This window comes from Dactylosporangium sp. NPDC051485, assembly GCF_040682015.1.
Classification (GTDB): domain Bacteria; phylum Actinomycetota; class Actinomycetes; order Mycobacteriales; family Micromonosporaceae; genus Dactylosporangium.
In genome coordinates this window covers 1-25,997 of the sequence record NZ_JBFAZW010000053.1, presented here as the reverse complement: position 1 = coordinate 25,997, position 25,997 = coordinate 1, and the positions used below count along the sequence as shown (strand labels likewise).

The 25,997-nt window shown below is 72.2% G+C and carries 23 protein-coding genes; 14 read left to right on the top strand and 9 right to left on the bottom strand.

What is annotated here, in order from left to right; genetic code table 11:
• The first annotated feature begins 62 nt into the window (after positions 1-62).
• From AB0M46_RS27550 to AB0M46_RS27515, 8 genes are all read left to right on the top strand, one after another.
• The gene (locus AB0M46_RS27550) at positions 63-584 is read left to right on the top strand and encodes an NADH-quinone oxidoreductase subunit J (RefSeq protein WP_363340449.1); all 522 of its coding nucleotides are present in this window, start codon (positions 63-65) and stop codon (positions 582-584) included.
• The gene (nuoK, locus tag AB0M46_RS27545; protein WP_363340447.1) at positions 584-1,003 is read left to right on the top strand and encodes an NADH-quinone oxidoreductase subunit NuoK; all 420 of its coding nucleotides are present in this window, start codon (positions 584-586) and stop codon (positions 1,001-1,003) included. The genes AB0M46_RS27550 and nuoK overlap by 1 nt, the downstream gene beginning before the upstream one ends.
• Positions 1,000-2,841, top strand: a complete 1,842-nt coding sequence (locus AB0M46_RS27540; protein ID WP_363340445.1) for an NADH-quinone oxidoreductase subunit L — start codon at positions 1,000-1,002, stop codon at positions 2,839-2,841. Before nuoK ends, AB0M46_RS27540 begins: the two co-directional genes overlap by 4 nt.
• On the top strand, positions 2,838-4,352 hold the full coding sequence (locus AB0M46_RS27535; protein WP_363340443.1) for an NADH-quinone oxidoreductase subunit M: 1,515 nt from the start codon (positions 2,838-2,840) through the stop codon (positions 4,350-4,352). Before AB0M46_RS27540 ends, AB0M46_RS27535 begins: the two co-directional genes overlap by 4 nt.
• A complete protein-coding gene (locus AB0M46_RS27530; protein ID WP_363340441.1) occupies positions 4,349-6,091 on the top strand; it encodes a proton-conducting transporter membrane subunit in 1,743 nt (580 codons plus the stop codon). The genes AB0M46_RS27535 and AB0M46_RS27530 overlap by 4 nt, the downstream gene beginning before the upstream one ends.
• 66 nt (positions 6,092-6,157) lie before the next feature.
• A complete protein-coding gene (htpX, locus tag AB0M46_RS27525; protein WP_363340439.1) occupies positions 6,158-7,033 on the top strand; it encodes a zinc metalloprotease HtpX in 876 nt (291 codons plus the stop codon).
• Between the two features lie 352 nt (positions 7,034-7,385).
• A complete protein-coding gene (locus AB0M46_RS27520; protein WP_363340437.1) occupies positions 7,386-8,750 on the top strand; it encodes an MFS transporter in 1,365 nt (454 codons plus the stop codon).
• Positions 8,751-8,851: 101 nt separating this feature from the next.
• On the top strand, positions 8,852-9,010 hold the full coding sequence (locus AB0M46_RS27515) for a hypothetical protein (protein ID WP_363340435.1): 159 nt from the start codon (positions 8,852-8,854) through the stop codon (positions 9,008-9,010).
• A 180-nt stretch (positions 9,011-9,190) separates the two neighbouring features.
• Here the strand turns inward: AB0M46_RS27515 and AB0M46_RS27510 are convergent, their stop codons facing one another.
• Entirely contained in the window at positions 9,191-9,952 is a 762-nt protein-coding gene (locus AB0M46_RS27510; protein WP_363340433.1) for an SDR family oxidoreductase, read from the bottom strand.
• An 84-nt stretch (positions 9,953-10,036) separates the two neighbouring features.
• On the opposite strand from AB0M46_RS27510, the gene AB0M46_RS27505 reads away from it, so the two are divergent.
• Complete coding sequence (locus tag AB0M46_RS27505; protein ID WP_363340431.1) at positions 10,037-10,621, top strand: TetR/AcrR family transcriptional regulator; 585 nt, start codon at positions 10,037-10,039, stop codon at positions 10,619-10,621.
• 262 nt (positions 10,622-10,883) lie between these two features.
• Here the strand turns inward: AB0M46_RS27505 and AB0M46_RS27500 are convergent, their stop codons facing one another.
• A complete protein-coding gene (locus AB0M46_RS27500) occupies positions 10,884-11,177 on the bottom strand; it encodes an MGMT family protein (protein WP_363340429.1) in 294 nt (97 codons plus the stop codon).
• Positions 11,178-11,229: 52 nt separating this feature from the next.
• Here AB0M46_RS27500 and proB point away from each other — a divergent pair, with 52 nt between their 5' ends.
• The 3 genes from proB to AB0M46_RS27485 are packed head-to-tail and all read left to right on the top strand — an operon-like array spanning position 11,230 to position 15,103.
• Positions 11,230-12,318: a glutamate 5-kinase gene (proB, locus tag AB0M46_RS27495; protein WP_363340427.1), complete on the top strand. Its 1,089-nt coding sequence runs from the start codon at positions 11,230-11,232 to the stop codon at positions 12,316-12,318.
• Positions 12,319-12,338: 20 nt separating this feature from the next.
• Positions 12,339-13,679, top strand: coding sequence for an MFS transporter (locus AB0M46_RS27490; RefSeq protein WP_363340425.1), 1,341 nt, complete (start codon positions 12,339-12,341; stop codon positions 13,677-13,679).
• The gene (locus tag AB0M46_RS27485; RefSeq protein ID WP_363340423.1) at positions 13,676-15,103 is read left to right on the top strand and encodes an aminotransferase class V-fold PLP-dependent enzyme; all 1,428 of its coding nucleotides are present in this window, start codon (positions 13,676-13,678) and stop codon (positions 15,101-15,103) included. Before AB0M46_RS27490 ends, AB0M46_RS27485 begins: the two co-directional genes overlap by 4 nt.
• On the opposite strand, the gene AB0M46_RS27480 is transcribed toward AB0M46_RS27485, so the two are convergent.
• From AB0M46_RS27480 to AB0M46_RS27460, 5 genes are all read right to left on the bottom strand, one after another.
• Positions 15,069-16,040 (bottom strand): complex I subunit 1 family protein, encoded by a 972-nt coding sequence (locus AB0M46_RS27480; protein ID WP_363340421.1) that lies wholly within the window; start codon positions 16,038-16,040, stop codon positions 15,069-15,071. The two genes, AB0M46_RS27485 and AB0M46_RS27480, sit on opposite strands and share 35 nt — an antisense overlap.
• Positions 16,040-16,612 carry an NADH-quinone oxidoreductase subunit C gene (locus tag AB0M46_RS27475; protein ID WP_363340419.1) on the bottom strand — a complete coding sequence of 191 codons (573 nt, stop codon included), beginning with the start codon at positions 16,610-16,612 and terminating at the stop codon, positions 16,040-16,042. The genes AB0M46_RS27480 and AB0M46_RS27475 overlap by 1 nt, the downstream gene beginning before the upstream one ends.
• Entirely contained in the window at positions 16,609-17,124 is a 516-nt protein-coding gene (locus tag AB0M46_RS27470; protein ID WP_363340417.1) for an NADH-quinone oxidoreductase subunit B family protein, read from the bottom strand. Before AB0M46_RS27470 ends, AB0M46_RS27475 begins: the two co-directional genes overlap by 4 nt.
• A 59-nt stretch (positions 17,125-17,183) precedes the next feature.
• Complete coding sequence (locus AB0M46_RS27465; protein WP_363340415.1) at positions 17,184-18,302, bottom strand: right-handed parallel beta-helix repeat-containing protein; 1,119 nt, start codon at positions 18,300-18,302, stop codon at positions 17,184-17,186.
• Between the two features lie 349 nt (positions 18,303-18,651).
• Positions 18,652-19,152, bottom strand: a complete 501-nt coding sequence (locus AB0M46_RS27460; protein WP_363340414.1) for a hypothetical protein — start codon at positions 19,150-19,152, stop codon at positions 18,652-18,654.
• A 216-nt stretch (positions 19,153-19,368) separates the two neighbouring features.
• Here AB0M46_RS27460 and AB0M46_RS27455 point away from each other — a divergent pair, with 216 nt between their 5' ends.
• Complete coding sequence (locus AB0M46_RS27455; protein ID WP_363340412.1) at positions 19,369-20,208, top strand: DUF1963 domain-containing protein; 840 nt, start codon at positions 19,369-19,371, stop codon at positions 20,206-20,208.
• A 55-nt stretch (positions 20,209-20,263) separates the two neighbouring features.
• Here the strand turns inward: AB0M46_RS27455 and AB0M46_RS27450 are convergent, their stop codons facing one another.
• Both AB0M46_RS27450 and AB0M46_RS27445 read right to left on the bottom strand, forming a co-directional pair.
• Positions 20,264-22,354: a DEAD/DEAH box helicase gene (locus AB0M46_RS27450; RefSeq protein WP_363340410.1), complete on the bottom strand. Its 2,091-nt coding sequence runs from the start codon at positions 22,352-22,354 to the stop codon at positions 20,264-20,266.
• A gap of 34 nt (positions 22,355-22,388) precedes the next feature.
• Positions 22,389-23,333, bottom strand: a complete 945-nt coding sequence (locus tag AB0M46_RS27445) for an NlpC/P60 family protein (protein WP_363340408.1) — start codon at positions 23,331-23,333, stop codon at positions 22,389-22,391.
• A 104-nt stretch (positions 23,334-23,437) separates the two neighbouring features.
• Between AB0M46_RS27445 and AB0M46_RS27440 the strand changes: the two genes are divergently transcribed.
• A complete protein-coding gene (locus AB0M46_RS27440; RefSeq protein ID WP_363340406.1) occupies positions 23,438-24,298 on the top strand; it encodes a hypothetical protein in 861 nt (286 codons plus the stop codon).
• The last annotated feature ends 1,699 nt before the right edge of the window (positions 24,299-25,997 follow it).

Below are 25,997 nucleotides of genomic sequence, written 5' to 3'. Positions count from 1 at the left end.
CCCGGCGGTCGATTCCTGTCGTACCCGAGTGGCAGGATGTCGGCCATGAGGTTGGGGGAGCGATGACCGTAGCTGACGTGCTGACACTGGCGCTCGGCGCCGTGGCGGTGGGCGCCGGCCTGCTGGTCGTGACCACCCGGCACGTGGTGCGGGCCGGGCTCTGGCTCGTCGTCGCTCTCGGCGCGATCGCCGGCCTCTATCTGGTGCTCACCGCCGAGCTCGTCGCCTGGGTCCAGGTGCTCGTCTACGTCGGCGCCGTGGTCGTGCTCCTTCTCTTCGCCGTCATGCTGACCCGCGCCCCGATCGGGGCCAGCGACGACCTGGACCGGACTCGCTGGCCCGGCGCGCTGGTCGGGGCGGGCGCCGGGGCCGGCCTGGCCGCACTGTTCATCGACGCGTTCCGCTGGACGCGGATCGACCTGCCCGAGCCCGGCACCGCGGAGCGACTCGGCGCCGCGCTCTTTCGCACCTGGGTGCTGCCGTTCGAGCTGGTCTCGGTGCTTCTGCTGGCCGCGCTGGTCGGCGCGATCGTGGTGTCCCGGCCCGACATCGGCGCCGGACCGGCCGAGCGAAGGCGGGGCTGATGCACCCGACGCTCCCGTTCGCGATCGCGGCCCTGCTGTTCGGCATTGGGGTGTATGGCGTACTGGTCCGGCGCAACGCCGTGCTCCTGCTGATGGCCGTCGAGCTGATGCTCAACGCGGTCAACCTGATCTTCGTGACGGCCGACGCGTCGATCCGGGCCGCCGTGCCGCACGCCGGCCAGTCGTTCACGCTGTTCGTCATCGTGCTGGCCGCGGCGGAGATCGGCGTCGGCCTGGCCTTGATCCTGCAGCTGTACCGCCTGCGCCGCACCGTCGCCGTCGACGACCTCCCGCTCGCCGAGCCGGGCGAGCAGGCCGGGTCCGGCGACCGGGCCGGGGCGGGTAGCGCGGGTAGTGCGGGTAGTAAGGCCACCGCCGCCGGCGAAGTGGCTCCGGACGGGGCGGGGGTGGCGGAGTGAGCGTCGATCCGCTGGGTGCCGCGCTGCCGGCCGTGCCTCTGGGGCTCGGGCTGGCGGGGCTGCTGGTGCGGTACAGGATGCGGGGTCTTTCGGCGCTGCTCGGGGTCGGCGGGGCGGCGATCGCGCTGGCTTGTGCGGTGGCCGTGGCGCTGCGCGGGGTGCGTGGGGCGGACGCCGGGCTGACCGTGGCGGAGTTCGGGCGCGTGTCGGTGACGTTCGGCACGTGGCTCGACGGACCGGCCGGGCTGGTCGCCGTGGCGGTTGGCGTGGTCGCGCTCTGCGTCCAGGTGTACTCGGTGGCGTATCTGCACGACGACGAGAGGTACGCACCGTATGCCGCGCAGGTGAGCCTGTTCACGGGGGCGATGTTGCTGGTGGTCGTGTCCGGGGACCTGATCGCGCTGCTGGTCGGGTGGGAGGTCATGGGCATCTGCTCGTACCTGCTGATCGGGCACGACCGGCGGCTGCCGGAGGCCCCGCGCGCGGCGGTGAAGGCGTTCCTGGTGACCCGGGTCGGTGACGTCGGGTTCCTGCTGGGGATCGTGTTGCTCGGGCTGCACGCGCACAGCTTCCGCATCGCCGACGTGATCGCGGCGGCCGCGGGTGGGACGCTGACCGGCGGGGTGCTGACCGCGGCATGCGTGTTGTTACTGGCCGGGGTGGCGGGCAAGAGCGCGCAGTTCCCGCTGCACACGTGGCTGCCCGACGCGATGGCCGGCCCGACGCCGATCTCGGCGCTGATCCACGCGGCGACGATGGTGGCAGCCGGGGTGTACGTGGTGGCGCGGCTGTATCCGCTGTTCGAGCGGTCGACCGCGGCGCTGGTCGTGCTCGCCGTGATGGCCTCGGTGACCATGCTGCTCGGCGCCCTCAGTGCGCTCGGGCAGGACGACATCAAGCGGGTGCTCGCCTGGTCGACGGTGAGCCAGCTGGGGTACATGACGGGGGCGCTGGCGCTGGGTGCACCCTCGGCGGCGCTGTTCCACCTGCTCACGCACGCCGCGTTCAAGGCGCTGCTGTTCCTGGCGGCGGGGTCGGTGATCCACGCGGTCGGGACAAACCTGATGTCGGCGATGGGTGGGCTGCGGGAGCGCATGCCGGTGACCTTCTGGACCATGACGATCGGGCTGGGGGCGCTGGCCGGGGTGCCGCCGCTGGCCGGGTTCTGGAGCAAGGACGCGATCCTGGAGGCGGCGACCGGCGATGGACCGGTGCCGCGCGGGGTCGCGTTCGTCGTGCTGGGCTCGGCGATGGTGACGGTGGCGCTGACCGCGGCGTATGTGGTGCGGCTGTGGCGGCGGACGTTCTTCGGCGCGCCGCGGACGGACGCGGCGCGGGCCGGGCACGAGCCGGCGTGGGCGATGCTCGGGCCGCTGCTGGTCCTGGCGGTGCCGGCCGCGCTGCTCGGGCTGGCCGGGCTGGCGCCGGGCTTCGGCGCGCGGCTCGGGTCTGCCGAGCGGCTGGCCCACCTCGGCTGGACGACGCCGGTCGCGCTGGTGCTGCTGCTCGCCGGGGGCTGGCTGGGCTGGCGGCGCGATCCGGCGGCCGGGCCGGCAGACACCCGGCTGGGCCGGCTGCTGGCGAACTCCTTCTACTTGGACGCCGCGCAGGATGCGCTGGTCACGCGGCCGGTGCTGGCGTTGGCCCGGCTGGCCCGGCGTACCGATGAAGCGCTGGTCGACGGGGCGGTCGAAGGGGTCGGCGCGGGCGCGGGCGGGCTCGGCGGGCTGCTGGCGCGATCGCATGCCGGCGCGCTGCCGCGGGCTGCGACGGCGGTGCTCGGCGGGGCCGTGGTGCTCGCCGCGGTGGTCGCCGTGGTGCTGGGGGTGGGGCGATGAGCTCCGGGCAGACACTGCTACTGGCCGCGCTGCTGCTGCCGGCGATCGGGGCGTTGCTGGCCGCCGGGCTGCCGGCTCGGCTCGACCGGGCCGGGCGGATCGGCGGGACGGTGTTCGCCGCGGCGACGCTCGGCGTCGTGGTCGCGCTCGGGCTGTCGCGGGCGGAGGGCTCGGGCACCGGGCGGATCCGGCCGTTCGCGGAGATCGACGCGCCGTGGGCGCCGACGCTGAGCCTGCGGTTCCACATCGGCGTCGACGGGATCTCCTATCCCCTGGTCGTGCTGACCGCGCTGCTGACCGTGCTGTGCTGCGCGTACTGCCTGTGGCGGGTGCCGGAGCCGGGGCGGGGACGGCTGCTGGTGGCGCTGCTGCTCGTGCTGCAGGCCGGGATCACCGGGGTGTTCCTCGCCCTGGACCTAGTCCTGTTCTTCGTGTTCTTCGAGGTCGTGCTGCTGCCGATGTACGCCGTGATCGCCGTCTGGGGCGGTGCGGACCGGCGGCGGGCGGCGCGGAAGTTCGTGCTGTACACGCTCTTCGGGTCGGTGCTGCTGCTCGTCGGGGTGTTCGTGGTGGTGTCACGGACGGGGACCGGCGACCTCGTGGCGCTGAGCAACCCCGAGGTGCGGCCGATGTCCGCCGGTGTGCAACTGCTGGCGTTCGTGCTGCTGGCGCTCGCCTTCGCGGTCAAGAGCCCGCTGTGGCCGTTGCACACCTGGCTGCCGGCCGCGCATACCGAGGCTCCGACGGTCGGGTCGGTGATCCTGGCCGGGGTGCTGCTGAAGATGGGCACGTATGGGCTGCTGCGGGTCGCGGTCGGCGTGGCGCCCGAGGGAGCGGCGCGCAGCGCGCCCGTGGTGGGGGTGCTGGCCACCGCCGCGATCCTGGCCGGCGGGCTGATCTGCCTGGCCCAGAGCGAGCTCAAGCGGCTGATCGCGTACTCGTCGGTGGGGCACATGGGGTTCGTGCTCCTCGGCGTCGCGACGCTCACGGCCACCGGCATGCAGGCCGCGCTCATCGGCAACATCGCGCACGGCGTGGTGACCGGGCTGCTCTTCTTCGTGGCCGGCGGGATCAAGGACCGCGCCCACACCGGCGACCTGGCCCGGCTGGGCGGGCTGCGGGAGACCGCGCCGGCGCTCAGCGGGGTGCTGGCCTACGCGGCGATCGCGTCGCTCGGCCTGCCGGGGCTGGCGGGCTTCTGGGGCGAGGCGTTCGCGGTGGTGGCCGCGTTCGAGCGCGGCGGGGCGCTGTGGATCACGCTCGGCTCGCTGGCCGCGGTCGGCGCGGCGCTCGCCGCCGCGTACTTCCTGCGGCTGTTGCGACGGGTGACGCACGGCCCGGCGGCGCCCGCGGTGGCGGGCCTCGGGGTGGGCGCGCGGCTGGGCCCGGGCGAGTTGGTGGCCTGGTCTCCGCTGATCGCGCTGACGCTGGTCATCGGTGTCGCCCCGGCCCTGGCCCTGCACTGGTCCAACTCCGCCGTCGAGGCGCTCGCGGAGGTGTTCGGGCGATGAGGATCGATCAGCTGGCGTTGATTCCGGTGTACGTGGCGGCGGGGACCGCGCTGCTGGCGTTGCTCGTGGATCTGCTCGTGCCGGGGCGGCGCGGGGCAGTGATCGGGGCTACGGCGCTCGGGATGGCGGGGACGGCCGGGGCGGCCATCGCGGTCGGGAGCGGGGGCGCGCACCGGGCCTCGTTCTGCCTCGGGCCGGACCAGTGCTCGCTGGTGCTCGACCCGGCGGCGGCGATCGTGGCCGGGGTGTTCGCGGCGCTGGCGCTCGGGGCGCTGGCGCTGTCGGTGCCGTTGCTGCGGACGGGCGAGGTGCCCGCCGGGGAGTACTGCTTCCTGCTGGCGAGCTCGCTTGTCGGAGCCGTGGTGCTGGGCGGCGCGCGGGACCTGATCACGCTGATCGTGGCGCTGGAGACGCTGACGCTGCCGCTGTACCTGCTGGTGGGGCTGCGGCGCGGGGCACGGGAAGGGGCGTCGGCAGCCGTCACGTTCTTCGTGGTGAGCGTGGTGTCGACCGCCGTGGCGCTGCTCGGGGCGGCGCTGGTGTTCACGGCCACCGGGGGTGTGCACTTCGCGAACATCGCCGCCGGGTCGCTGACGCCGGCGACGCAGCCGCTGCTGAAGGTCGGCGTGGTGCTGCTGCTGACCGGGCTCGCGTTCAAGGTCGCGGCGGTGCCGGCGCACGCGTGGGCACCCGCGACGTACGACGGGGCGCCGCTGCCGGTGGCCGCGTACCTGTCGACGGCGTCGAAGCTCGGGGGCGTGGTCGCGCTGCTCCTGGTGGGGGTGTCGGCTGCGCGGCCGGTCCTGTCGACGTCGGGGCTGACGCTCGCGGTGCTCGCGGTGCTGAGCATGACCGTCGGGAACCTCGTGGCACTGCGGCAGCGGCGGATGGTCCGGCTGCTGGCCTGGTCTTCGGTGGCGCAGGCCGGGTACCTGCTGGCGCCGCTCGGGGCGCTGATCGCCACCGACGACAAGACCTCACTGCTGGTGGCCGGGGTGGTCGGGTACGCCTTCTTCTACGTGGTGCTGGAGTTCGCCGCGTTCGGGGCGGTGGTCGCGGTGCGGGGGGCCCGGGACGGCGGGGCGATCGAGGAGTACCGCGGGCTGGCGCGGCGGTCGCCGTGGTTCGCGGGCGTGCTCGTGCTGGCGCTCGCCGGGCTGGCCGGGTTGCCGCCGGGGCTCGCGGGGCTGTTCGCGAAGGTGGCGGTGGTACGCGCGCTGCTGGGCGGGGACGCCACCTGGCTGGCCGTCGTGGTGGCGGTGAACGCGGTGATCGGGCTGGCCTACTACGTCCGCGTCGGCGCCGTGTTGTTCGCACCGGCCGAGCCGGCTGTGGGGACTCGCGCGGCAACGGGCGAGCCGGCTATGGAGACCCGCGCGGCGACGGACGAACCGCCTGCGGAGACCCACGTGGCGACGGACGAACCGGCTATGGAGACCCACGCCGCGACGGACGAACCGGCTGTGGGGACCCGCGCGGCGCCGGGCGAGGTGGTCGTGGGAGCTGGCGCGGCGCGGGGCGAGGGTTTGGTGGGGGTCGGCGCGGCGCGGGAGGAGGTGGCTGTCGGCGCCGGCGCGGCGATCGCCGAGGGCCGGATCGGGGATGGTGCGGCTGCGGAGGGTTTGCGGGAGCGGGTCGCTTGGCCGGTTGTCGTTTCTGTGGCGGTTGCGGTGGTTGTGGCCGTGCTCGTCGGGTTTGTGCCGGAGCTGGTCATGCGGGCGGCGGGAACGTTCGGGTAGCAGCTTTCAGCTAGCTCACAGCTAGCAGTGGGAAGGAGTACTGGGAGTTGCGCTGTTATTGAAGGCATGCAGCACAGGCATTTCAACGGCTTCAAGACAGCGGCCCTCCTCGGGTTGCTGACCTCTCTGATTCTGCTCGTCGGCTACTGGCTCGGCGGGAGCACCGGTCTGGTCATCGCCGTGTTCCTGTCGCTGGCGATGAACGGGTTCTCGTACTTCTACTCGGACAAGATCGCGCTACGGGCGATGAATGCGCAGCCGGTCAGCGAGGCGCAGGCGCCACAGTTGTACGCGATAGTGCGTGACCTGGCGACCTCGGCGGGGCAGCCCATGCCGCGGTTGTACATCAGCCCCACGCGGCAGCCGAACGCGTTTGCGACCGGGCGTAACCCCCAGAACGCGGCGGTGGCCGTCACCGCGGGAATTCTCGAGATGCTCACGCCGCGCGAGCTGCGCGGGGTGATCGGGCACGAGCTGTCGCACGTGTACAACCGGGACATCCTCATCTCCAGCGTCGCCGGGGCACTGGGCGGCATGATCACGATGCTGGCCAACCTGGCGATCTTCCTGCCGCTCGGCGGGTCGAACGACGACGAGGACGGGCCCGGGATTGCGGGGCTGCTCCTGATGCTCATCCTCGGGCCGCTGGCGGCGACCGTCATCCAGCTGGCGATCAGCCGGAGCCGGGAGTACGAGGCGGACGAGTCCGGGGCGAAGCTGACCGGGGACCCGCTGGCGCTGGCGAGCGCGCTGCGCAAGATTCACCAGGGTACGCAGGCGCTGCCACTGCCGGCCGACGGGCAGATGGCCAGCCAGGCGCACCTGATGATCGACAACCCGCTCAAGGGTGGGGGGATCGCGTCGCTGTTCTCGACGCACCCGCCGATGGAGCAGCGCGTCGCCCGGCTGGAGCAGATGGCCGGGGTCAGCAGCCACCGGTAGTCGATCGGCCGCCCGCAAACCACTCGACCGTAGCCACACGGTCGTGAGCCGCACGGTCGTAGGACGCACGTCGTAGGGCGTACGGTCGTGAGCCGCACGGGTCGTGAATCGCGCGGTCGTGAGTCGAACGGCTACAGATCGCGCAGCCATGAACCGTATGGTCGTGGGCCGCTTGGATCGACGCCGCCCGGGAGCGGGGCAGGTGGCGCGGGGGTGAGCTACCTGGCCGGGCGCGGGGTTGGTAACGGGCGTAGGGATATTGGGTCGATACTCTCGAAGGGCCCGCCGTAGGATCGGCGGGCCCTTTCGCGTGGGTGCGGCCGGGTGGGATCGAAGCAGGAAGGGGCAGGCCGTGCGGCAGTACCTGTCCGTGTGGCGGCTGCCCGGGGCGCCGGTGTTGCTGGTCGTCGGGGTGTTCGCGCGCCTCGGGATCGGGATGGTCTCGCTGGCGCTGCTGTTGCTCCTCGAGCAGGCCCACGGGCGGTTTGCGCTGGCGGCGCTGGCCTGCTCGGTGTACGCGCTGGCGGGGGCCGCCATCAGCCCGCTGGTGGGGCGGCTCGCGGATCGAGTGGGACCGGGGCCGGTGCTGATGGTCACGGGTGTGGCGTACCCGTGCTGCTTGGGCTTTTTGATCTTTGCGGGGCTGCGGGATCTGCCGCTGCCGGCCGTGCTCGGGGCCGCGGTGCTGGCCGGGGTGACGTTTCCGCCGCTGACGGCGGCGGTGCGCGGGACGTGGAACGCGCTCACCGCGGACCTGCCCGAGGTGCGGGTCACGGCGCTGGCCGCGGAGACCTCGCTGTTCGAGCTCGTGTTCGTGGTGGGGCCGATGCTCGTCGCGCTCTGCGTGGCGGTCTGGCAGCCCGCGGTGGCGCTCGGGGCGGCGGCGGCGACCACGCTCGTCGGCACGCTGGTGGTGGCGCGCGGGCGGGCGATCCGGTCGTGGCGGCGGGCGGAGGGGCACGCGTCGGCGCGGGGGCTCGGGCCGCTGCGGGTGCCGGGGTTCGCGGCGCTGCTGGTGACGGCGGTCGGCCTGGGGTTCGCGTTCGGCGCGACGGGGGTGACGGTGCCGGCGTACGCGACCGAGCACGTCTCGCACGACCCGCAGAGCGCGGGCGGGATCCTGCTGGGCGTCTGGGGGATCGGCAGCGCGGCGAGCGGGGTGTGGTTCGGGACGCGGTCGCATCGGCGGGTCCGGCTGCGATGGATGCTCGTCGCGGTGGCCGGCAGCCTGGCAATCCTCGCGGCGATGCCCAACGTCACCGCGCTCGGGGTCGCGCTGATCTTCGGCGGGGCGACCATCGCGCCGGCGCTGACCGTGCAGAACTCGATGGTCGGGGCGCTCGTCCCGCGGTCGATGCTCAATGAGGCGTACACCTGGCTGGTCACCGTCTCCGTCGGCGCCAGTGCCGCCGGGGTGGCGGTCACCGGGCTGGTGGTGGATCGGCCGGGCGGCGCCGTGTGGGCGTTCCTGCTCGCCGGGGCGGCAGTGGCAGCCGGAGCGGTGATCGCGCCCGCGGCACCCGGGACGGCACCGCAAAGCGTCGAAGCACCAGCGACCGCCGCGGAGGGCATCGACGTGACCACGGCGGCGGCGGCGGGCACCGGAGCAACAGCGGCCGCGGCGGAGGGCATCGAGGTGGCCACGCCGGCGGCGAGAGGCATCGAAGCGACCGCGGCGGCGGCGCAACTCAGCGAAGCACCCACGCCGTCCGTGTAAGGCACCGCAGCACCCACGGCGGCGGCGGACAAAAGCGGCCGAACGGGGCGCGTCACTCACACGAGCGATCGGGGCAGGGTAGGCGTGTAGGGTCAGCGGCCATGGCACAAACGATCTACGCCGTGCTCACCGAGCCCGATGAGGCCGGGGAGCGCGACATCGAGATCCGTTACACCGACAGCTTCCTGCGGGTGCGGGCCGAGGAGGCGCCCGCTCGCCCGCGGGAGCGGAACCATCAAAGGGTTGCCCACGAAGGTTAGGCTCCGGCCATGGGTGCGATCAGACCGTGGGAAGTGCTGGCGTGCTGCGTGTGCATGGTTGCCGTCGTGACCGCCATCGTCGTAACGATCGTGCTGGTACGCCGTAACCAGCGGTCCAAGTAGCGTGACACATCAGATGGGTCCGGCCACGAAATGGCCGGACCCATCTGGCAAAGGGGCTCAGTTACGGGCGATGGACTGGGCCAGCGTCGAGGTCAGGCCGCCGTCCACCGGCAGCGTGGCGCCGTGGATGTGGGCGGACTCGTCCGAGGCGAGGAACACCGCGGCGGCGGCGATCTCTGCGGCGCTCGAGAGGCGGCCGCTCGGGGTGGTCGAGACCATGCGCTCCAGCATCGGGCGCAGGTGGGTGGACCACTCCACCTCGGTCGGGCCGGGGGCGATCGTGTTGACCCGGACGCCGCTCGGGCCGAACTCCGCCGCCCACGCCGCCGCCATCGCGTGCAGGGCGGCCTTCGTGGCGCTGTAGAGGGCGCTGCCGGCCATGCCGGTCAGGGCGTTGATCGAGCCAATGTTGACGATCGCGCCGGAGCCGCGGGCCTGCATCTTCGGGGCCAGGGCGGCGGTCAGCAGGTACGGGGCCTTGATGTTGGTGGCCAGCGCGGCGTCGACGACGTCCTCCGGCGTGTCGGTGGTGGGGCGGCCGCCGACCAGGTACGCGGCGTTGTTCACGAGGATGTCGACCTCCCCCACGGTGGCGGCGAAGTCCTCGATCGCGGCCTTGCCGGCGGCCAGGTCGCCCGGGACGAAGGAGGCCCTCCCGCCGGCGTCGGTGATGGCGCGGACGACCTCGGCGCCGAGGTCGGTGCGGCGGCCGGTGACGATCACGGCGGCCCCCTCGGCGGCGAACCGTTCGGCGATGGCGCGGCCGATGCCGCTGGTGGACCCGGTGACGAGGGCGATTCGCTGTGCGAGACGGCTCATGGCGTACCACTCCTGAATGGACCGATTGGTCCAGCCAACGTAACACCGAATGGACCAGGCGGTCCAGCCGCCTATGATGAGACCGTGAGCACGGCATTGACGCGCAAGGGGGCCGCCACCCGGGAGCGGATCGTGGCGGGGGCGGCGGCGTTGCTGCGCGAGCGCGGCGTGGACGAGGTGTCGCTGGATGACATCCGCGCGGCGACCGCGACGAGCAAGAGCCAGCTCTTCCACTACTTCCCCGAGGGGCGTTCCCAGTTGCTGCTGGCCATCGCCGAGCATGAGGCCGCGGCGGTACTACAGGATCAGGAGCCCCATCTCAGCACCCTCGGCCCGCCGGAGTCCTGGGCGGCGTGGCGGGACGCGGTCATCGCGCGGTACGAGGCGCAGGGGACGCGGTGCCCGCTCGGGGCGCTGACCCGGCAGCTGGCGCCGACCAACCCCGAGGTGCGGCCGATCGTGACCGCGCTGCTGGACACCTGGCGGGAGCGGCTGACGGAGGGCGCCCGGCGGGCAAAGGCCACGGATCCGGAAAAGTCCGGGCTCGTCCTGCTCGCCGCCGTCCAGGGCGGGGTCGGCATCCTGCTCGCCACGGGCGACTCGACGGCGCTGCGAGTCGCCCTCGACACGGCACTCGCGCCCGTTTTGGACCCAGAAATCGTGAAATAACCGCTGTCGGGCGAAAAATCAGAAAAGTCGTGGCACGAAGTGCCCGACTTTCGAGATCAAACGTCAAACGACGCAGGTCAAGCGACTGAGGGCCAGCCACGAGGGGCCGCAGACAAGTCAGGTCGTTGGAAGCCAGCCACAGAGCGCCGCGGACAAAGTCAGCCACTGAGGCCAGCCACCGGGGGCGCGGACGAAGCGGCGGCCGGCTGCGGATCCGCCGGGGCTGCGGCCGCGGCAACCGGCCCGACGAGCTCCTGTCCGGCTACTCAGGCCACCACGCTGCCGAGCGCATGTCCACCTTCTCGCCGCGCAACGGGGTGCCCTCTGACCGATGCCGCCGCAGGGCCTCCGCCTCGTGCCCCGGGACCAGCCGCCCGTCGGCCGCCACCACCCGGTGCCACGGCACCCCGCCCCCGTAGTGGGCCATCACCGCCCCCACCTGCCGCGGGCCGCCGCGCTGCAGGAACTCGGCGATCGCGCCGTACGACATCACGCGACCCGGCGGAATGCGCTCCACAAGTGTGAGCACCATCTCGGTGTACTCCTCGTCGGCCACGATATGGGAACCTACCGCGACGACGCGTGGGCCACGCGGCAAGATAGGCTGCGTGCGCGAACAGGTCACCGAGGCTCGACGCATCGTCGTCAAGGTCGGGTCGTCGTCGCTGACCACCGCGGCGGGAGGGCTCGACGAGGGCCGCGTCGATGCGCTGGTCGAGGCGCTCGCCGCCACGCCGGCCGAGGTCGTGCTGGTCTCGTCGGGGGCGATCGCGGCCGGGCTGGCCCCGCTCGGGCTGCCGAGACGGCCGCGCGACCTGGCCACCCAGCAGGCGGCGGCGAGCGTGGGGCAGGGGCTGCTCATGCGCGCGTACAACGACGCCTTCGCGCGCCACGGGCGGGTGGTCGGCCAGGTGCTGCTGACCGTGGACGACGTGACCCGGCGGGTGCACTACCGCAACGCGTACCGCACGCTGCGCCGCCTGCTCGACCTGAAGGCCATCCCGATCGTCAACGAGAACGACACCGTGGCCACCCAGGAGATCCGGTTCGGCGACAACGACCGGCTGGCCGCCCTGGTCGCCGCGCTCGTCCACGCCGACCTGCTCGTGCTGCTGTCCGACGTGGACGGGCTGTACACCGGCGACCCGTCCCTGCCGACCTCGGAGCCGATCCACGACGTGCGGCGCTTCGAGGACCTGGAGGGCATCGACATCCGCCGGCCGGGCAAGGCCGGGGTCGGCACCGGTGGCATGGTCACCAAGGTCGAGGCCGCGCGGATCGCCACCACCAGCGGCATCCCGGTCGTGCTGTCCAACGCCCCGAGCGCCGGGGCCGTGCTCGGCGGCCTGGAGGTCGGCACGCTCTTCCACCGCCAGCGCAAGCGGCCCCAGGCGCGGCTCTTCTGGCTCGCGCACGCCACCAGCCCGCGCGGCCGGCTGCACCTCGACCCGGGCGCGGTGCGGGCCGTGGTCGGCGGCCACGCCTCGCTGCTGGCGGCCGGCATCACCGCGGTCGACGGGCGTTTCGCCGCCGGCGACCCGGTCGACCTGGTCGACGTAGGCGGCGTCCCGGTGGCCCGCGGCCTGGTCAGCTACGACGCCGAGGAGCTACCGGCGCTGCTGGGCCGGTCCACCAACGAGTTGGGGCCCGCCTACGGTCGCGAGGTCGTCCACCGCGACGATCTGGTCCTGCTGTAGATCCTGCTGTACAAAAAGCCATGCATCCTCGCGTGCGCATCGGCTACGCCCTGGGCTCGCTCGTCACGGGCGCCTTCGGCACCGTGCCGGGACTCCTGCTGCTGCCCTACCTGACCGACACCCTGGGCGTGGCGGCCGGCATGGCCGGGGTCCTGGTGCTCGCGCCGAAGGCCTGGGACGTGTTGATCAATCCGGTCGCGGGGCGGATCTCCGACCGCACGCGGACCCGCTGGGGGGCCCGCCGCCCGTACCTGCTCGGCGGGGGCCTCGCGGTCGCCGTGCTCTTCGCCGCGATCTTCGCCGCGCCGGTGCGCAGCGGGCTATACGTCGCGCTGGTCTTCCTCGCCGCCGCCACCGCGTACGCCTTCTACCAGGTGCCGTATGTGGCCATGCCGGCCGAGATGACGGACGACTACGCCGAGCGGACCCGGCTCATGACCTGGCGGGTGGCGCTGCTGGCCGTGGCCATCCTGGTCTCCGGCGCCCTCGCGCCGCTGGTGACCAAGCAGTTCGGCGGCGGGATCCCGGGCCATCGGGCCATGGGGGTCTTCGTCGCCGTCCTGATTCTCCTCGGTACCGCGGGATCCTTCCTCGGCACCGCGGGCGCCCCCACGGGCCGGGTCACGCAGAGCGAGCCGAGCCTGGCCCGCCAGCTGCGCACCGCGCGGGAGAACGGCGCCTTCACCCGGCTGCTGATCTGCTTCATCGTCCAGGCCGCCGGCATCGGCACCATGCTCGCCGGGGTCAGCTACTTCGCCACCCAGATCCTCGAGGACCCCGACACCGGCGCCACCATGCTCTTCGCCTGCTTCGTCGGCCCGGCCCTGTTGGTCATGCCGCTGTGGTCGCGCGTCGGCGCGCGACTGGGCAAGCTGCGCGCGTACGTGCTGGCCTCGCTGGTCTTCGCCGCCGCCGCGCTGCTCATCGCGCTGGCCCCGGTGCTGCCCGCCGCCGTGGTGTACGTGCTCACCGGGCTGGTCGGCGTCGGCTACGCCGGCCAGCAGGTCTTCGGCCTGGCCATGCTGCCGGACTGCATCGCCTACGACGCGCGGCGCACCGGCCGGCGGCAGGCGGGCGTGTTCACCGGGCTGTGGACCGCCGGGGAGACGCTCGGCCTGGCCCTGGGCCCCGGCGTGTTCGCGCTGCTGCTGGCCGCCTTCGGGTACGTCTCCAGCGACTCCGGCTCGGCCGCCGCGCAGACCGGCACCGCGCGCCTCGGGGTGCTGCTCGGCTTCACCGTCATTCCGGCGGTGGTGGTGGCATTGGCGCTCGTCACTCTGCGAGGCTACGACCTGGACGAGGCGCGCTTGGCGCAGCACCAGCTGGACGAAGCGCAACTGGCGACCAATCAGGAGGGATGAGCCGCATGGGTGCACTGCCGGAGCACGGGGTCCCGGCCGAGGAGGTCCTGGCCGAGCTGCGGGCCATGCGCGACGGCGACCTGCCGACGCACGGCGGGCGACTGTTCGCCTACGTGTACGACCCGGGCCTGGCCGGCCTCGACGAGCTCGCGGCGGCCGCGCACGCGATGTCCGCGCACGTCAACGGGCTCGACCCGACCGCCTTCCCGTCGCTGCTGGCGATGGAGAACGACCTCGTCGGCGCGGCCGCGCAGGTCCTCGGCGGCGACGAGGGCACGGTCGGCAGCGTGACCAGCGGCGGCACCGAGTCGCTCATCCTCGCGGTGAAGGCGGCCCGCGACGCCCGCCCCGACATCGCCGCGCCGCGCCTGGTCATGCCGGTCACCGCGCACGCGGCCCTGGCCAAGGCGGCGTCCTACCTGCGGGTGAAGCTCGACACCGTGCCCGTCGACCCGGCGACGCTGCGGGTCGACCCGGCGGCGGTGGCCGCGGCGATCACCCCGGAGACGGTGCTCGTCGCCTGTTCCGCGCCGTCGTACGCCCACGGGCTGATCGACCCGGTGGAGCCGATCGCCGCGGCGGCCGCGGCCGCGGGCGTGCGCTGCCACGTGGACGGGTGCTTCGGCGGGTGGACGCTGCCGTACCTGCGCCGGCTTGGCGAGCCGATCCCGCCGTTCGACCTGTCCGTGCCCGGGGTCACCAGCATCTCGGTGGATCTGCACAAATATGCGTACGCGCCGAAGGGCGTCTCGGTCCTGCTGCACCGCGACGAGTCCCTGCGCGCCGCGCAGTACTTCGGCTACGCGGACTGGCCGGGGTACACCATGGTGAACCCGGTCATCTCGTCCACCCGCAGCGGCGGTCCGATCGCCGCGGCCTGGGCGACGCTGCGCCACATCGGCGACGACGGCTACCTCGCGCTGGCCGCCCGCACGCGGGACGCCACCGCGGCGATCGCCGAGGCCGTTTCCAAGATCCAGGACTTCGCGGTCGTACCGCGGGAATCGACCGTCGTCGCCTTCATGTCCTCGACGATCGACCTCTTCGTGCTGGCCGACGAGCTGGCCGCGCGGGGCTGGCACACGCAGCCGCAGTTCCGCCACGGCGACATCCCGCCCTCGGTGCACCTGACCGTGACCGCGGCCGTGGCCCCGCGGGTGGAGGAGTTCGAGGCCGACCTCGCCGCCGCCGTCGCCGCCGCGCGCGAGCACGGCCCGGTCGAGCTGCCGCCGGGGATCCTGGACCTGCTGGGCGCCGCACCCGTCGAGCAGCTCGCCGGGGCGCTCGGGCTCGGCGCCGGCGGGGCGCTGCCGGAGCGCATGGCCCCCGTCAATGCGCTGCTGAACGCGGCGCCTCCCGCGGTACGGGAGCAGCTTCTCGTGGCGTTTCTCAGTCTCCTGCAGCGACCTTCACGGCGGCCGTGAGCACGAGCTGGCCCAGCGCGCCGGGGACCAGGACCAGCCAGCACAGCCGCTGCAACTGGTCCTCGCGCAGCCGGGGGTAGGAGACCCGCACCCAGATCACCACGAACGACACCGCGAACACCTTGATCAGCGTCCAGGCCCACCCGAGCTGGGCGTCCAGGCCGAAGGGGCCCTTCCAGCCGCCCAGGAACAGCACGGTGGTGAGCGCGGCGATGACCACGATGCCGACGTACTCGGCGAGCAGGAAGAACGCGAAGCGCAGGCCGGTGTACTCGGTCATGTAGCCGAAGACCAGCTCGGAGTCGGCGATCGGCATGTCGAACGGCGGGCGGCGGATCTCGGCCAGGCCGGCGATGAAGAAGATCAGCATCGCCGGCAGCTGCCAGAGCAGCCACCAGGGCCGCCAGGCCTCGACGATCCCGGACAGCGACAGCGTGCCGGCGGCCATCGCGACCGACAGCGCCGAGAGGATGAACGGCAGCTCGTAGCCGAGCAGCTGGGCCGCCGCGCGCAGGCCGCCGAGCAGCGCGTACTTGTTGGCGCTGCTCCAGGCGGCCATCAGCACCGCGACCACCCCGACGCCGACCACCGCCAGCACGAAGAACAGCCCGATGTCGAGCTTCTGGGCGACCAGCCCGTGCGGGCCGAGCGGGATCACCAGCAGTACCGCCAGGTATGGCAGCAGTGCGATCACCGGGGCCAGCCGGAACACCGCCCGGTCGGCCGACCGCGGGGTGATGTCCTCCTTCTGCACGAACTTGACGCCGTCGGCGACGAGCTGGGCCCAGCCGTGGAAGGCGCCGGCGTACATCGGCCCGAGCCGCCCCTGCATGTGCGCCATGACCTTGTGCTCGGCCTGCCCGACGATCAGCGGCAGGGTGAGGAAGGCCACGACGACCGCCAGGACGCGGATCGCCACATCCAGCCAGACCGGCATCAGCCGCGCCTCCCCGGCCACTCATCGGGGTCGGGCACTCCCGGCGGGCGCATCGGCGCACGCTTGGCGACCGTGTGCTCGCTCTCCCCCGGCTCCTTTGCCCCGGGCCACGGCTTGGCCACGCGCGAGGCCAGCACGAACTCCTTGCGCAGTGGGTGGCCCTCGAACTCCGGCGGGAGCAGCAGCGGATCGAGCCCGGGGTGGCCGGTGAAGCCGACGCCGAACATCTCGTGGGTCTCGCGCTCGTGCCAGGCGGCGCCGGGGAAGGTGCCGGTGATGGACGCGATCGCGGGTGCGGAGCGCGGCAGTTCGGCCCGCACCAGCACGCCGTGCTTCCGCTCGGTCGACCAGAGGTGGGCCACGATCAGAAACCCGCCGGGCAGCTCGTCGACGGCGGAGAGCCAGTCGAAGAAGTCGCAGCCCAGGCCGGCTTTGGCCTGCTCGATCGCCTCGGCCCAGCGCTCGGCCGGCACGTCGACCGTGGCCCGGGCGAACTTGCCGCCGCCGCTCTCGGAGGCCTCCCCCGCGCCCAGGAGCTCGACGAGCCGGGCGCCGATTTCGGCCGGGGTCACGGCCGCACCGGCGGCGCGGTCAGGGCCTTCACGTCGGGCTGCGGGGTGCCGCCCAGCCCGGCCTGCTCCCCCGCGATCTTCTCCTGCAGCCGCATGATGCCGTGCAGCAGCGCCTCGGGGCGCGGCGGGCAGCCGGGGACGTAGACGTCGACGGGGATGAGCTGGTCGACGCCCTTGGTCACCGAGTAGGAGTCCCAGTACGGCCCGCCGCAGTTGCTGCAGGCGCCGAAGCTGATGACGTACTTCGGCTCGGGCATCTGGTCGTAGAGGCGCTTGATGGCCGGGGCCATCTTGTCGGTCACGGTGCCGGAGACGACCATGAGATCGGCCTGGCGGGGACCGTGGGCGAAAGGAATGACGCCCAGCCGCATGAAGTCGTGGCGACCCATGGACGTGGCGATGAACTCGATCGCGCAGCAGGCCAGCCCGAAGTTGAACACCCACAGGGAGTAGCGACGCCCCCAGTTGAGCACGAACTTGATCGGCTCGCCCAGCACTCCCGACATGGCCACAGCCTACTCGCGCTACCGAGGGCGGGCGACGACCCGTTGCCCGCCCTCGACCGTTGCTCTCAGCAGGTCACTCCGGCGCATCCGCTGGGGTCGCCGGTGGAGGTGTTGCCGCCCCCGTCGATGACCGAGCCGGCGTCGGCGAAGATCCCGTAACTGGCGTTGTTCAGGGCGTTGTTGTCCTTCACCGTGATCTTCGCCCCGCTGACCGTGGCAAAGTGCAGCCCGTCGGCCACCGGCCGGCCGAGCCGGTCGCTGACCCCGCCGGTAAGCCCGTTGCCGTCGAACGTGTTGCCCGACACGGTCGCCACCGAGGTGCTCGTCGTCGCCGACACCTCGAACAGCACGCCGGCCGCGGTGTTGCCGGTAAAAGTGTTCCCGGAGATGCTCGTCCCGGTGATCGTGGCCAGGTCGCTGACCCCGGTCTTCACCCCGATCTCGTTGCCGGTGAACGTGTTGCCGAGGATCCGCGCCCCGAACCCGGTCGGGTCGATCACGATCCCCACGCCGGCGCCCTGGATGGTGTCGTCCTGGAACAGCCCGCCCTGCGACGTCGACGAGTACGCGATCGGCGCCCGGGTGAACGTGCTGTTGGTCAGCTTCACCGTGTTGGACTGGCCGATCGAGACGCTCCCGTCGGTCGCCGACCCGAGGTCGAACAGGAACGAGTTGGACGAGGTGACGGTGAGCGGCGCATGGTCGAGCGTGACACCGTTGAACTGCACGCCGGTGCTGAGCGCCAGCTGCACCGAGCCGGAGGTGACGCTGCCGCCGTTGACATGGGTGTCGTTGCCGTTCTGAACCTTGACCCCCACGCCGTCACGCACGGCGAGGTTGCTGAGGATCGCGCGCTTGGAAGCGGTGACGAACACCCCGGTGGCGAACCCGCTGATGCCACCGTTGGCAACGGTCACGTCGTTGGTGTACGAACCGACCTTCACGCCGGTGCCCGTCCCGGTGCCGATGATGTTGTACCCACCGAGGTCCACGGTGATCCCGGCCGCCCCCACGATGAGCGCATCGCCGGTGCAGTTCAGATCGCTGGTGAGCGTGACGCTGCTGGTGACGACGGAGCCGCAAGCGGGGTTCGCGAGCGCCTGGGTGGCGGGGGCCGCGGCGAGCCCGATTCCGACGGCCACGGCGACGAGAACGTGCCGGGCGAGGCGGGACTGGTTGCGCATGAGTCACGTCCTTCTGGTTCGACAGAGGAGCGGTCCATGACCCTATCGACGAACCTCTTTGCGTGGTGCCCCACTACGCGCTTCGCACATCCCGACCATTTGCGAGCGCCACCTTGCATATCCGACGCAACCGGTCACCACACCTGACCTGCCGACATGCCTCAGTAATGCGGGCGCCTGGCAGGCGGATCCGATCCGCAGCGGCACCTCATTCTTGTCATTTCGTCGGGGCCGGTTCGGGGTCCGAGCCGGCCACCCGGCCTGCGGCTCGGAGAAGACCTCCGTCCGCACCCGGCGCTACCGACATCCGGTTTCTCCTGCTGCGCCCGCGTCGGTGCGGCAGAGGAACTCAAAAGTCGAACCCGAGCCCGTCCAGAAACGCCATGACGCCCTCACCGAACGGGCCGACGTAGCGGTTCACCGCCGCGGCGACAGCCTCCGGGTCGGCGGTGCGACCCGCCGCGGCGGCCCACTGGACCGCCAGCGCGGTGGTCTCCTCCACCGTGCCCGCCTTCTCGGCCGGGAAGTCCCAGACTCGCATTGCGTCCGCCGGGTTGAGGCACGCAGCCCACCACGAGCCGCCAGGTATGTCCGCCTCAACGATGCCGACGGCGCTTTCGATGACGTAGACGGACAACGCCGGGAAGCCGGTCTCCTCAGCCAGGTCGATGACGTTCAGCCCCCAGCCGCCGAGCACCTGGAGGAATCCCCATTCCCCGTCAGCGCGCGGCTCGCACGCCTCACCCGGATCCAGGTCGTACTGCCCCTCGGTGCAGAGCCGGCGAATCGACGGCAGTTCGGTCAACGGCCGGTCGTGACGGGCCACGATGAAGTACCCAAAGAGCGACACCGGCCGCAGCGTACTGCCCCGCGCGGGCTCTCGCGGCCTAAGCGTCGGCCCGGTCGTGCCTGTACACGCGGCCGTGTCGACGTGGCTGATGAAGCTGAGGCTTACTCATTTGGTCGAGCCCGAAAGAGCTCAGATGGAGGTTGACGGAATGTGGATGCAGGCGCCATCGAGAGGGCGGCGAATGGGCTGCGCTGGTGGAGACGGTGGGTTTGAAGCATGACCTGGCGTGCACGCCACCGCGAACACTTGGAAGGCCTCGGCCTGGGAGCTTATGCCGAGAAGATCATCGCGCGGACGCACGAGGAGATCTGGATTACGGCGACGCCGAGCGAGTCACTGGCGTTGGGTCAATCACGAATCGGCGGGGTACCTGATCTGCCGGATGGCGTTGCGTGGCCGCGTCAGCGTTGGACACACGCCGAGGTTCACGCTTGGCCGGAGTATGCACGCCGAGATCTCGACGAAGCGATCACGTCCGGGGTCGTCACGACGCAGCCAGGACACTTCGCAGCCGCATTGCCTTTCGTCGCGCAGCTTGATCTTAGGGATGTCGCCCCGTTTCAGACAGCGCTGCCCCGGAATGGTCACCTGTGGCTGTTCGCTGATCAGACATCCGACGGTGGAGAGGTCGGCGGCCTCTTCTGCGTCGCGAGCGCGTGGTTGTTCGAGCCTCAGTCCAGGTCACTTCGTCGGGCGGTGCCCCCGCCTGTTCCCGAACAGTTCGCCGCAGGCTCGATCTCATTCGCACCCGGCACGGCGATGCCAGACTTCTACGACGAGCACCTCGCGCTGCCAGGTGCCTACTGGCATACGTACGAGCAAGCGCGCGTGGCGGTGCGGCAGCCCGAGCCGAGGCACGCCCTCCTGCCCGGCCCCGATTGCGGAGTGATCGGTGACGTGCCGCCTCCCGGTTACACGGCGCTTCTCCGAGTTGACACCGATGATGCACTCGACATGAACTGGGGCGATGCCGCGTGGATCACCTTCGCAGTCCCTGACGCCGCACTCGCCGAGCACCGGTTCGACGGACTGATAGCCATCCGTTGGTACGGATGACCACGACGGCATTGGCCGCTTGGCAGAGTCCGTTGCCGTTCGCGGTGCGGGTTGGTCAGGCGGTCAGGGCCAGGGTGAAGGGCAGGACTCCCTTCGCGCCGGACTGGATCAGGGCTCGGGCGGCCAGGGCGATGGTCCAGCCGGTGTCGACCATGTCGTCGACCAGGAGGACCGGGCCCGGGGCGGATTGCACGGCGTCGGCCAGGGCGGCCGGGATGGTGAAGGCGTTGCACAGGGCGCGGACGCGCTGGGCGCTGTTGGTGCGGGAGGCGGTCTCCGTGGCCGGGGCGGCGGGGATGGTGCCGAGGAGGGGCAGGCGGCCCACCTCGGCGATGCGGGCGCCCAGCGAGCCGACCAGCTGGGGGGCGTGGCGGGAGCCGAGGACGACGACGCCGGCGGGGCGCTGGGGCCAGGGGGAGTCGCCCTTGGACCATTCGGCGAGGGTGGAGACGACGCCGGTGAAGATCTCGTCGGGGATGGGGGCGTCGGGGCCGGCCAGCAGGTTGCGGAGGCGGTCGCCCCAGCCGAGGTCACTCAGGCGGCCGATGGCGCGGCCCGGGAGGGTCTGCTCGGCGGGCGTGATCTTGCCGGAGAGGTCGATGCCGATGGCAGCCATGCCGGTGGGCCACTGCTTGCGGGGCGGGATCTCGACGCCGGCCCGGCCCAGGTGGGCCCGGGCGGCGTCCAGGGCGGCGGGAGAGACCTCGGTGGCGTACCACGGGCCGGCGCACGCGTCGCAACGGCCGCACGGGGTGGCGTCCGGGTCGTCGAGCTGCCGGCGCAGGAACTCCATGCGGCAGGAGGTCAGCGACGTATAGCGCAGCATGGCCTGCTGCTCGGCCTCGCGGGCGGCGGCGACCCGGGCGTAGCGCTCGGTGTCGTGCTGCCAGGGGGTGCCGGTGTGGACCCAGCCGCCGCTGACCCGGCGGACGGCGCCGTCGACGTCGAGCACCTTGAGCATCAGATCGAGGCGGCTGTGGCGGAGCTCGACCCGGGGCTCCAGCGCCATGGTGGAGAGGGGGCGGCCGGCGTTGGCGAGCACGTCGAGGACCTGGCGGACCTGGTGCTCGGGCGGAAAGGCGAGGGAGGCGAAATACCGCCAGATGTCCGCGTCCTCCCGGCCCGGCAGCAGGAGCACGTCGGCCTTGGCGACCGCGCGGCCGGCTCGGCCGACCTGCTGGTAGTAGGCGATGGGCGAGGACGGGGCGCCCAGGTGCACGACGAAGCCGAGGTCGGGCTTGTCGAAGCCCATGCCCAGCGCGGAGGTGGCGACGAGGGCCTTGATGCGGTTGCCGATCAGGTCGGACTCGGCGCCGAGGCGCTCCGCATTCTCGGTGCGGCCCGTATACGCCGCGACCTCGTATCCCTGGCCGCGCAGGAACGCCGCCGTCTCCTCGGCGCCGGCCACCGTCAGCGTGTAGATGATGCCGGAGCCGGGCAGGTCGCGCAGGTGCTCGCCGAGCCAGGCCAAGCGGTGCGACGGGGACGGCAGGGTGAGGGCACCCATCCGCAGCGACTCCCGGTCGAGCGAGCCGCGCAGCACCAGCGCGTCGCCGAGCTGCTCGGCGACGTCGGCGGTGACCCGGGCGTTGGCCGTCGCCGTGGTGGCCAGGACCGGCGTGCCGGGGGCGAGGTCGAGCAGCAGGGTGCGCAGCCGCCGGTAGTCGGGGCGGAAGTCGTGGCCCCAGTCGGAGACGCAGTGCGCCTCGTCGACCACCAGCAGGCCCGTCGTCGCCGCCAGTTTCGGCAGCACGTCGTCGCGGAAGCCGGGGTTGTTCAGCCGCTCCGGGCTGACCAGCAGCACGTCGACCGAGCCGGCCGCGATCTCGTCGGTGATCGCGTCCCACTCCTCGAGGTTGGCCGAGTTGATGGTCCGCGCCACGATCCCGGCCCGGGCCGCCGCGTCGGTCTGGTTGCGCATGAGCGCGATCAGCGGCGACACGATCACCGTCGGGCCGGCCCCGCGGGCCCGCAGCAGGGCGGTGGCCACGAAGTACACCGCCGACTTGCCCCACCCGGTGCGCTGCACGCACAACACCCGGCGGTGCCCGGCCACCAGCGCCTCGATGGCCGTCCACTGATCTTCGCGCAGCTCGGCGGCGGGGCCGGCGAGCTTCTTGAGAATGTCCGAGGCTTCCTGTCGCACGGGTCGACGCTAGCAACGGGGTGTGACAGAAACGCTATTCGTACTGCGGACGGCCGTACCCGGCGATCGGAGCGTAGTCGAGCAGTCGCATGGAGATACGTTCCCCGGCCCGGGGCGCCTCGATCACCCGCCCGTCGCCGATGTAGATGCCGACGTGGCTCACGTCCTTGTAGTAGAAGACGAGGTCGCCGGGGCGCAGCTCGGCCCGCGTGATCGGCTTGACGGTCTGTTTCTGGCGGGCCGCGTTGTGCGGCAGCGCCACTCCCGCGGCCTTCCAGGCGGCCATCGTGAGCCCCGAGCAGTCGAAGCTGTTCGGGCCGTCGGCGCCCCACTGGTACACCTTGCCCAGTTGGTTGTAGGCGAAGCGCACGGCGCGCCCGGCGGCGTCGTCGGTGAACGCCGGCACGAACCCGTCGTGCAGCGCCCCGGAGGGCACCCGCGCCACCCGCCGGTCGCCGAGCCGGCGCAGCTGGGCCTCGATCGCGCTCTTGCGCTGCCCGAGCTCGAGCTGCTGCGATCGCTGACGATCCCGCAGTACCGACAGCTCGGTCTTCTGTTTCTGCAGATCGTCCTGGGCGGCCTGCAGCGCGCGGAGGCCCCCGGAGCGGCGCCGCGCGATCTGGTCCAGCATCGCCAGCTGGTCCATCCACGACTCCGGCGACCGGGCGGTGATCAGCGCCGCCGTCGAGCCGACCGCACCGCCGCTGCGATAGAGCGCGGCCGCGGCCTCGTCGGTCTCCTTCTGGGCGGCATCGACCTGCGCCTGCAGCGGACCCAGGCGCGAGGTCACCTGCCCGAGGCGCGCGTCGGTGGCCCGCAGGTCGTCGGCGACGGCGTTGTACCGTTCGATGACGACCTCGAGCTCCTGCCAGGCGTTGGCGAGCCCCCGCTGCCGGTCCGCGGAGGGATCCGCGTGGCCGGCCCCCGGCGCCGCCAGGAGCATGAGCCCAGCGACGACGAGCGATGCGGCGCTGCGCAAGTTCTTGCGGCAAAACCCCACGTGGCGCTAACGCCGCAATTTGGACAAAAGTGACCTAAGCTCCCTCGATAGGGGCCCGGCGGGCGCTCGATAGGGTGGCGGGCATGGCGCTGAAGGGTCCGTTCGTTGCGGCTGGGCTGGTCGCGGCCCTGCTCCTGGGCTTCGGCATCGCGCGCTCCACGGACGCCCGCACCGAGACCGCTGCCCCGGCCGCGACCGCCATCCCGTCGCACTCCCACGGCGGCGCGGCCAGCAGCGACCTGGGCGGCTTCTCGCTGAGCGCGGGCGGCTTCACGCTGGTCCCGGCCCAGCCCCCGACCTTCGCGGCCGGCACCGAGCAGCAGTTCGCCTTCAAGATCCTCGGCCCGGACCGCAAGCCCGCCACCCGCTACGTCCTGAACCACGAGAAAAACCTGCACTTCATCGCCGTACGGCACGATTTGTCGGGCTTCCAGCACCTGCACCCGACGATGGCTCCGGACGGCACCTGGACGACCCCGCTCACCCTGCCCACGCCGGGCATCTGGCGCCTCTACGCCGACTTCATCACGCTCGACGCGACCGGCCAGCAGGTCCCGCTGACACTCGCCGTCGATGCTACGGTCGCGGGCAGTTACAGTCCGGTGGCCCTGCCGACGCCGTCGCGTACCGTGGAGGCGGGCGCCTTCACGGTCACGCTGGAGGGCACGCCGCAGGTGAATGCCACCCAGCCGCTGTCGTTCCGCGTCTTCGCGGGCGGTGCCCCGGTGACGGATCTGGAGCGGTACCTGGCCGCCTACGGCCATCTGGTCGTGGTCCGCGACGGCGACCTCGGCTACCTGCACGTGCACCCGGAGGACCAGCTGGTGGGCGGCGCGGTGAAGTTCTGGCTGTCCGCGCCGAGCCCGGGCCGCTACCGCATGTACTTCGAGTTTCAGAAGGCGGGGCAGGTCCATCGCGCGGAGTTCACGGTCGACGTGCCGTGAGCGAAGACCTTGTCGAGCCGGACTGGGCGAAGCGGTCGGCCCTGGGGCCGCCCCGTCGGCTCCGCCGGCCAGTTCTTCGGCCTTGACTGATCCGGCGCCCGCCTTTCGGCCGCGTCCCCGTCCCTGAAGATCTTCACGATAAGTCGGGCGCGCCGCGACTTTAGCGGCTTCGCGGTCTGCGGCATGGCCGTGCGCCATTTGACATTGTCGTTATCGTCCGGGGCGGTTTTTCTGGGCGGGCTCGGGGATAGTCAATCTCATGGGGCAGCTGTCATTCTTCAGTCGCACGGAATTGGCTGCCATGCGTGACCGGACCAGGTCTCGGCGCTATTGTCCGGCAAGGGAGCAGTTCCGTCGGGAACATGAGCGGCATCGAGTGTGGGGCCTTGCTCAGCGGCATGCCGAGAAGCTACGCCGCATCCATGGTGGCGTCCCACCGGTGACCGCGGCCAACGATCGGCGGGACCGGCCCGACCCGGCCCCCGCGCCGGTCCCGCCGACGCTACCGCCCGAACAGGCCGAACAGCCCGCCGACCGGGTTGTCGCCGACCATACCGATCCCGCGCCGCCGGACCGCAAGGGCGGCACGGCAGAGTCCGGGCGTGCCCGCGCGGGCCGTCGCGCACCAATGCCACCGCCGCCGCCGCGCCGGCCCGCGAGTGCGGCGACGCGTCGAACAATCGGCCGCTATCCGCGCTCATCGGCAGCGTATCGCAGCCGGTTCTTGCATCTGCCACGTCCGGCCGGCTGTCAATTCCACCGAAGCCTGCGAAAGGTCGAGCACCATCCCAATGCGCCACCGGGCGGAGCATTTCAAGTAAATACGCGCTCATCGGCAGTTCAGAGCGGCAAGCCACTGGACTGCCAGCCACTCGCTGTCACGATCGCCTCCAGACGGCGGGTTCGGCAGCGGGCTCCGTGCTACGCCTGCGCGTCGCGGGGTAGCAGCGGTATTCGTGCGGCGCTGCTGAGCCGCACATCCGCTGGTGCGGGCCCAGTAGCGGCCCGATGAGCGTGGCCGAGAGCTCAGCGGTCCCGCGCCGTGGTCCAGGCCGAGGTCAGGTCGTCCACACCGAACGGCCGGGACCCGCTGGAACGGTAGGCACAACCCGCCCGCCGCGAGACCGCGACCCGCGGCCTGAAATGGCGACACCCGGCCCGAAGTCCGTACGCCCTGCCCCATCGCCGGCACGAGGTCCATCGCGACTCCGAGTGATCGGCGGTTCAAGAGTGCTGCCCGGCAAGGCGCCTGACCGACGACGCGGTCGACGGGTGTATCGCCGAAGCCGTCGCCGGCGGGTCGGTCGGGGCATAGGCGGCCGGAAACGTTCCGTCGCCGCCAACAGGCAGGGCATCCCGATCGGCATCGTCGCGGTCAGCGCGAACCCGCACGCGCCGCCGGCCTCCCCCGCCCGGTCCTCAACGCCGCCGACGCGCAGCTCGACGGCCACCGGCCCGACCAGGTCACCGTCCACCTCGGACGAACCAGCCGCGACAACAAACGAGTCGGGCCGCCCCGACGACAATGCGTCGGAGCGGCCCGGCCAGCCAAAACTAGTCCTCGGCGGACTCGCTGAACTCGGCGCCGGCCTCGCCCGCGCCACGCCCGCGGCCGCCCCGGCGGCGACGGCGCCGCGTCCGGGCGGCCCCGCCCTCCTCGCCGGCCACGACAACGGGCGAACCGGCGGCCTCAGCGTCC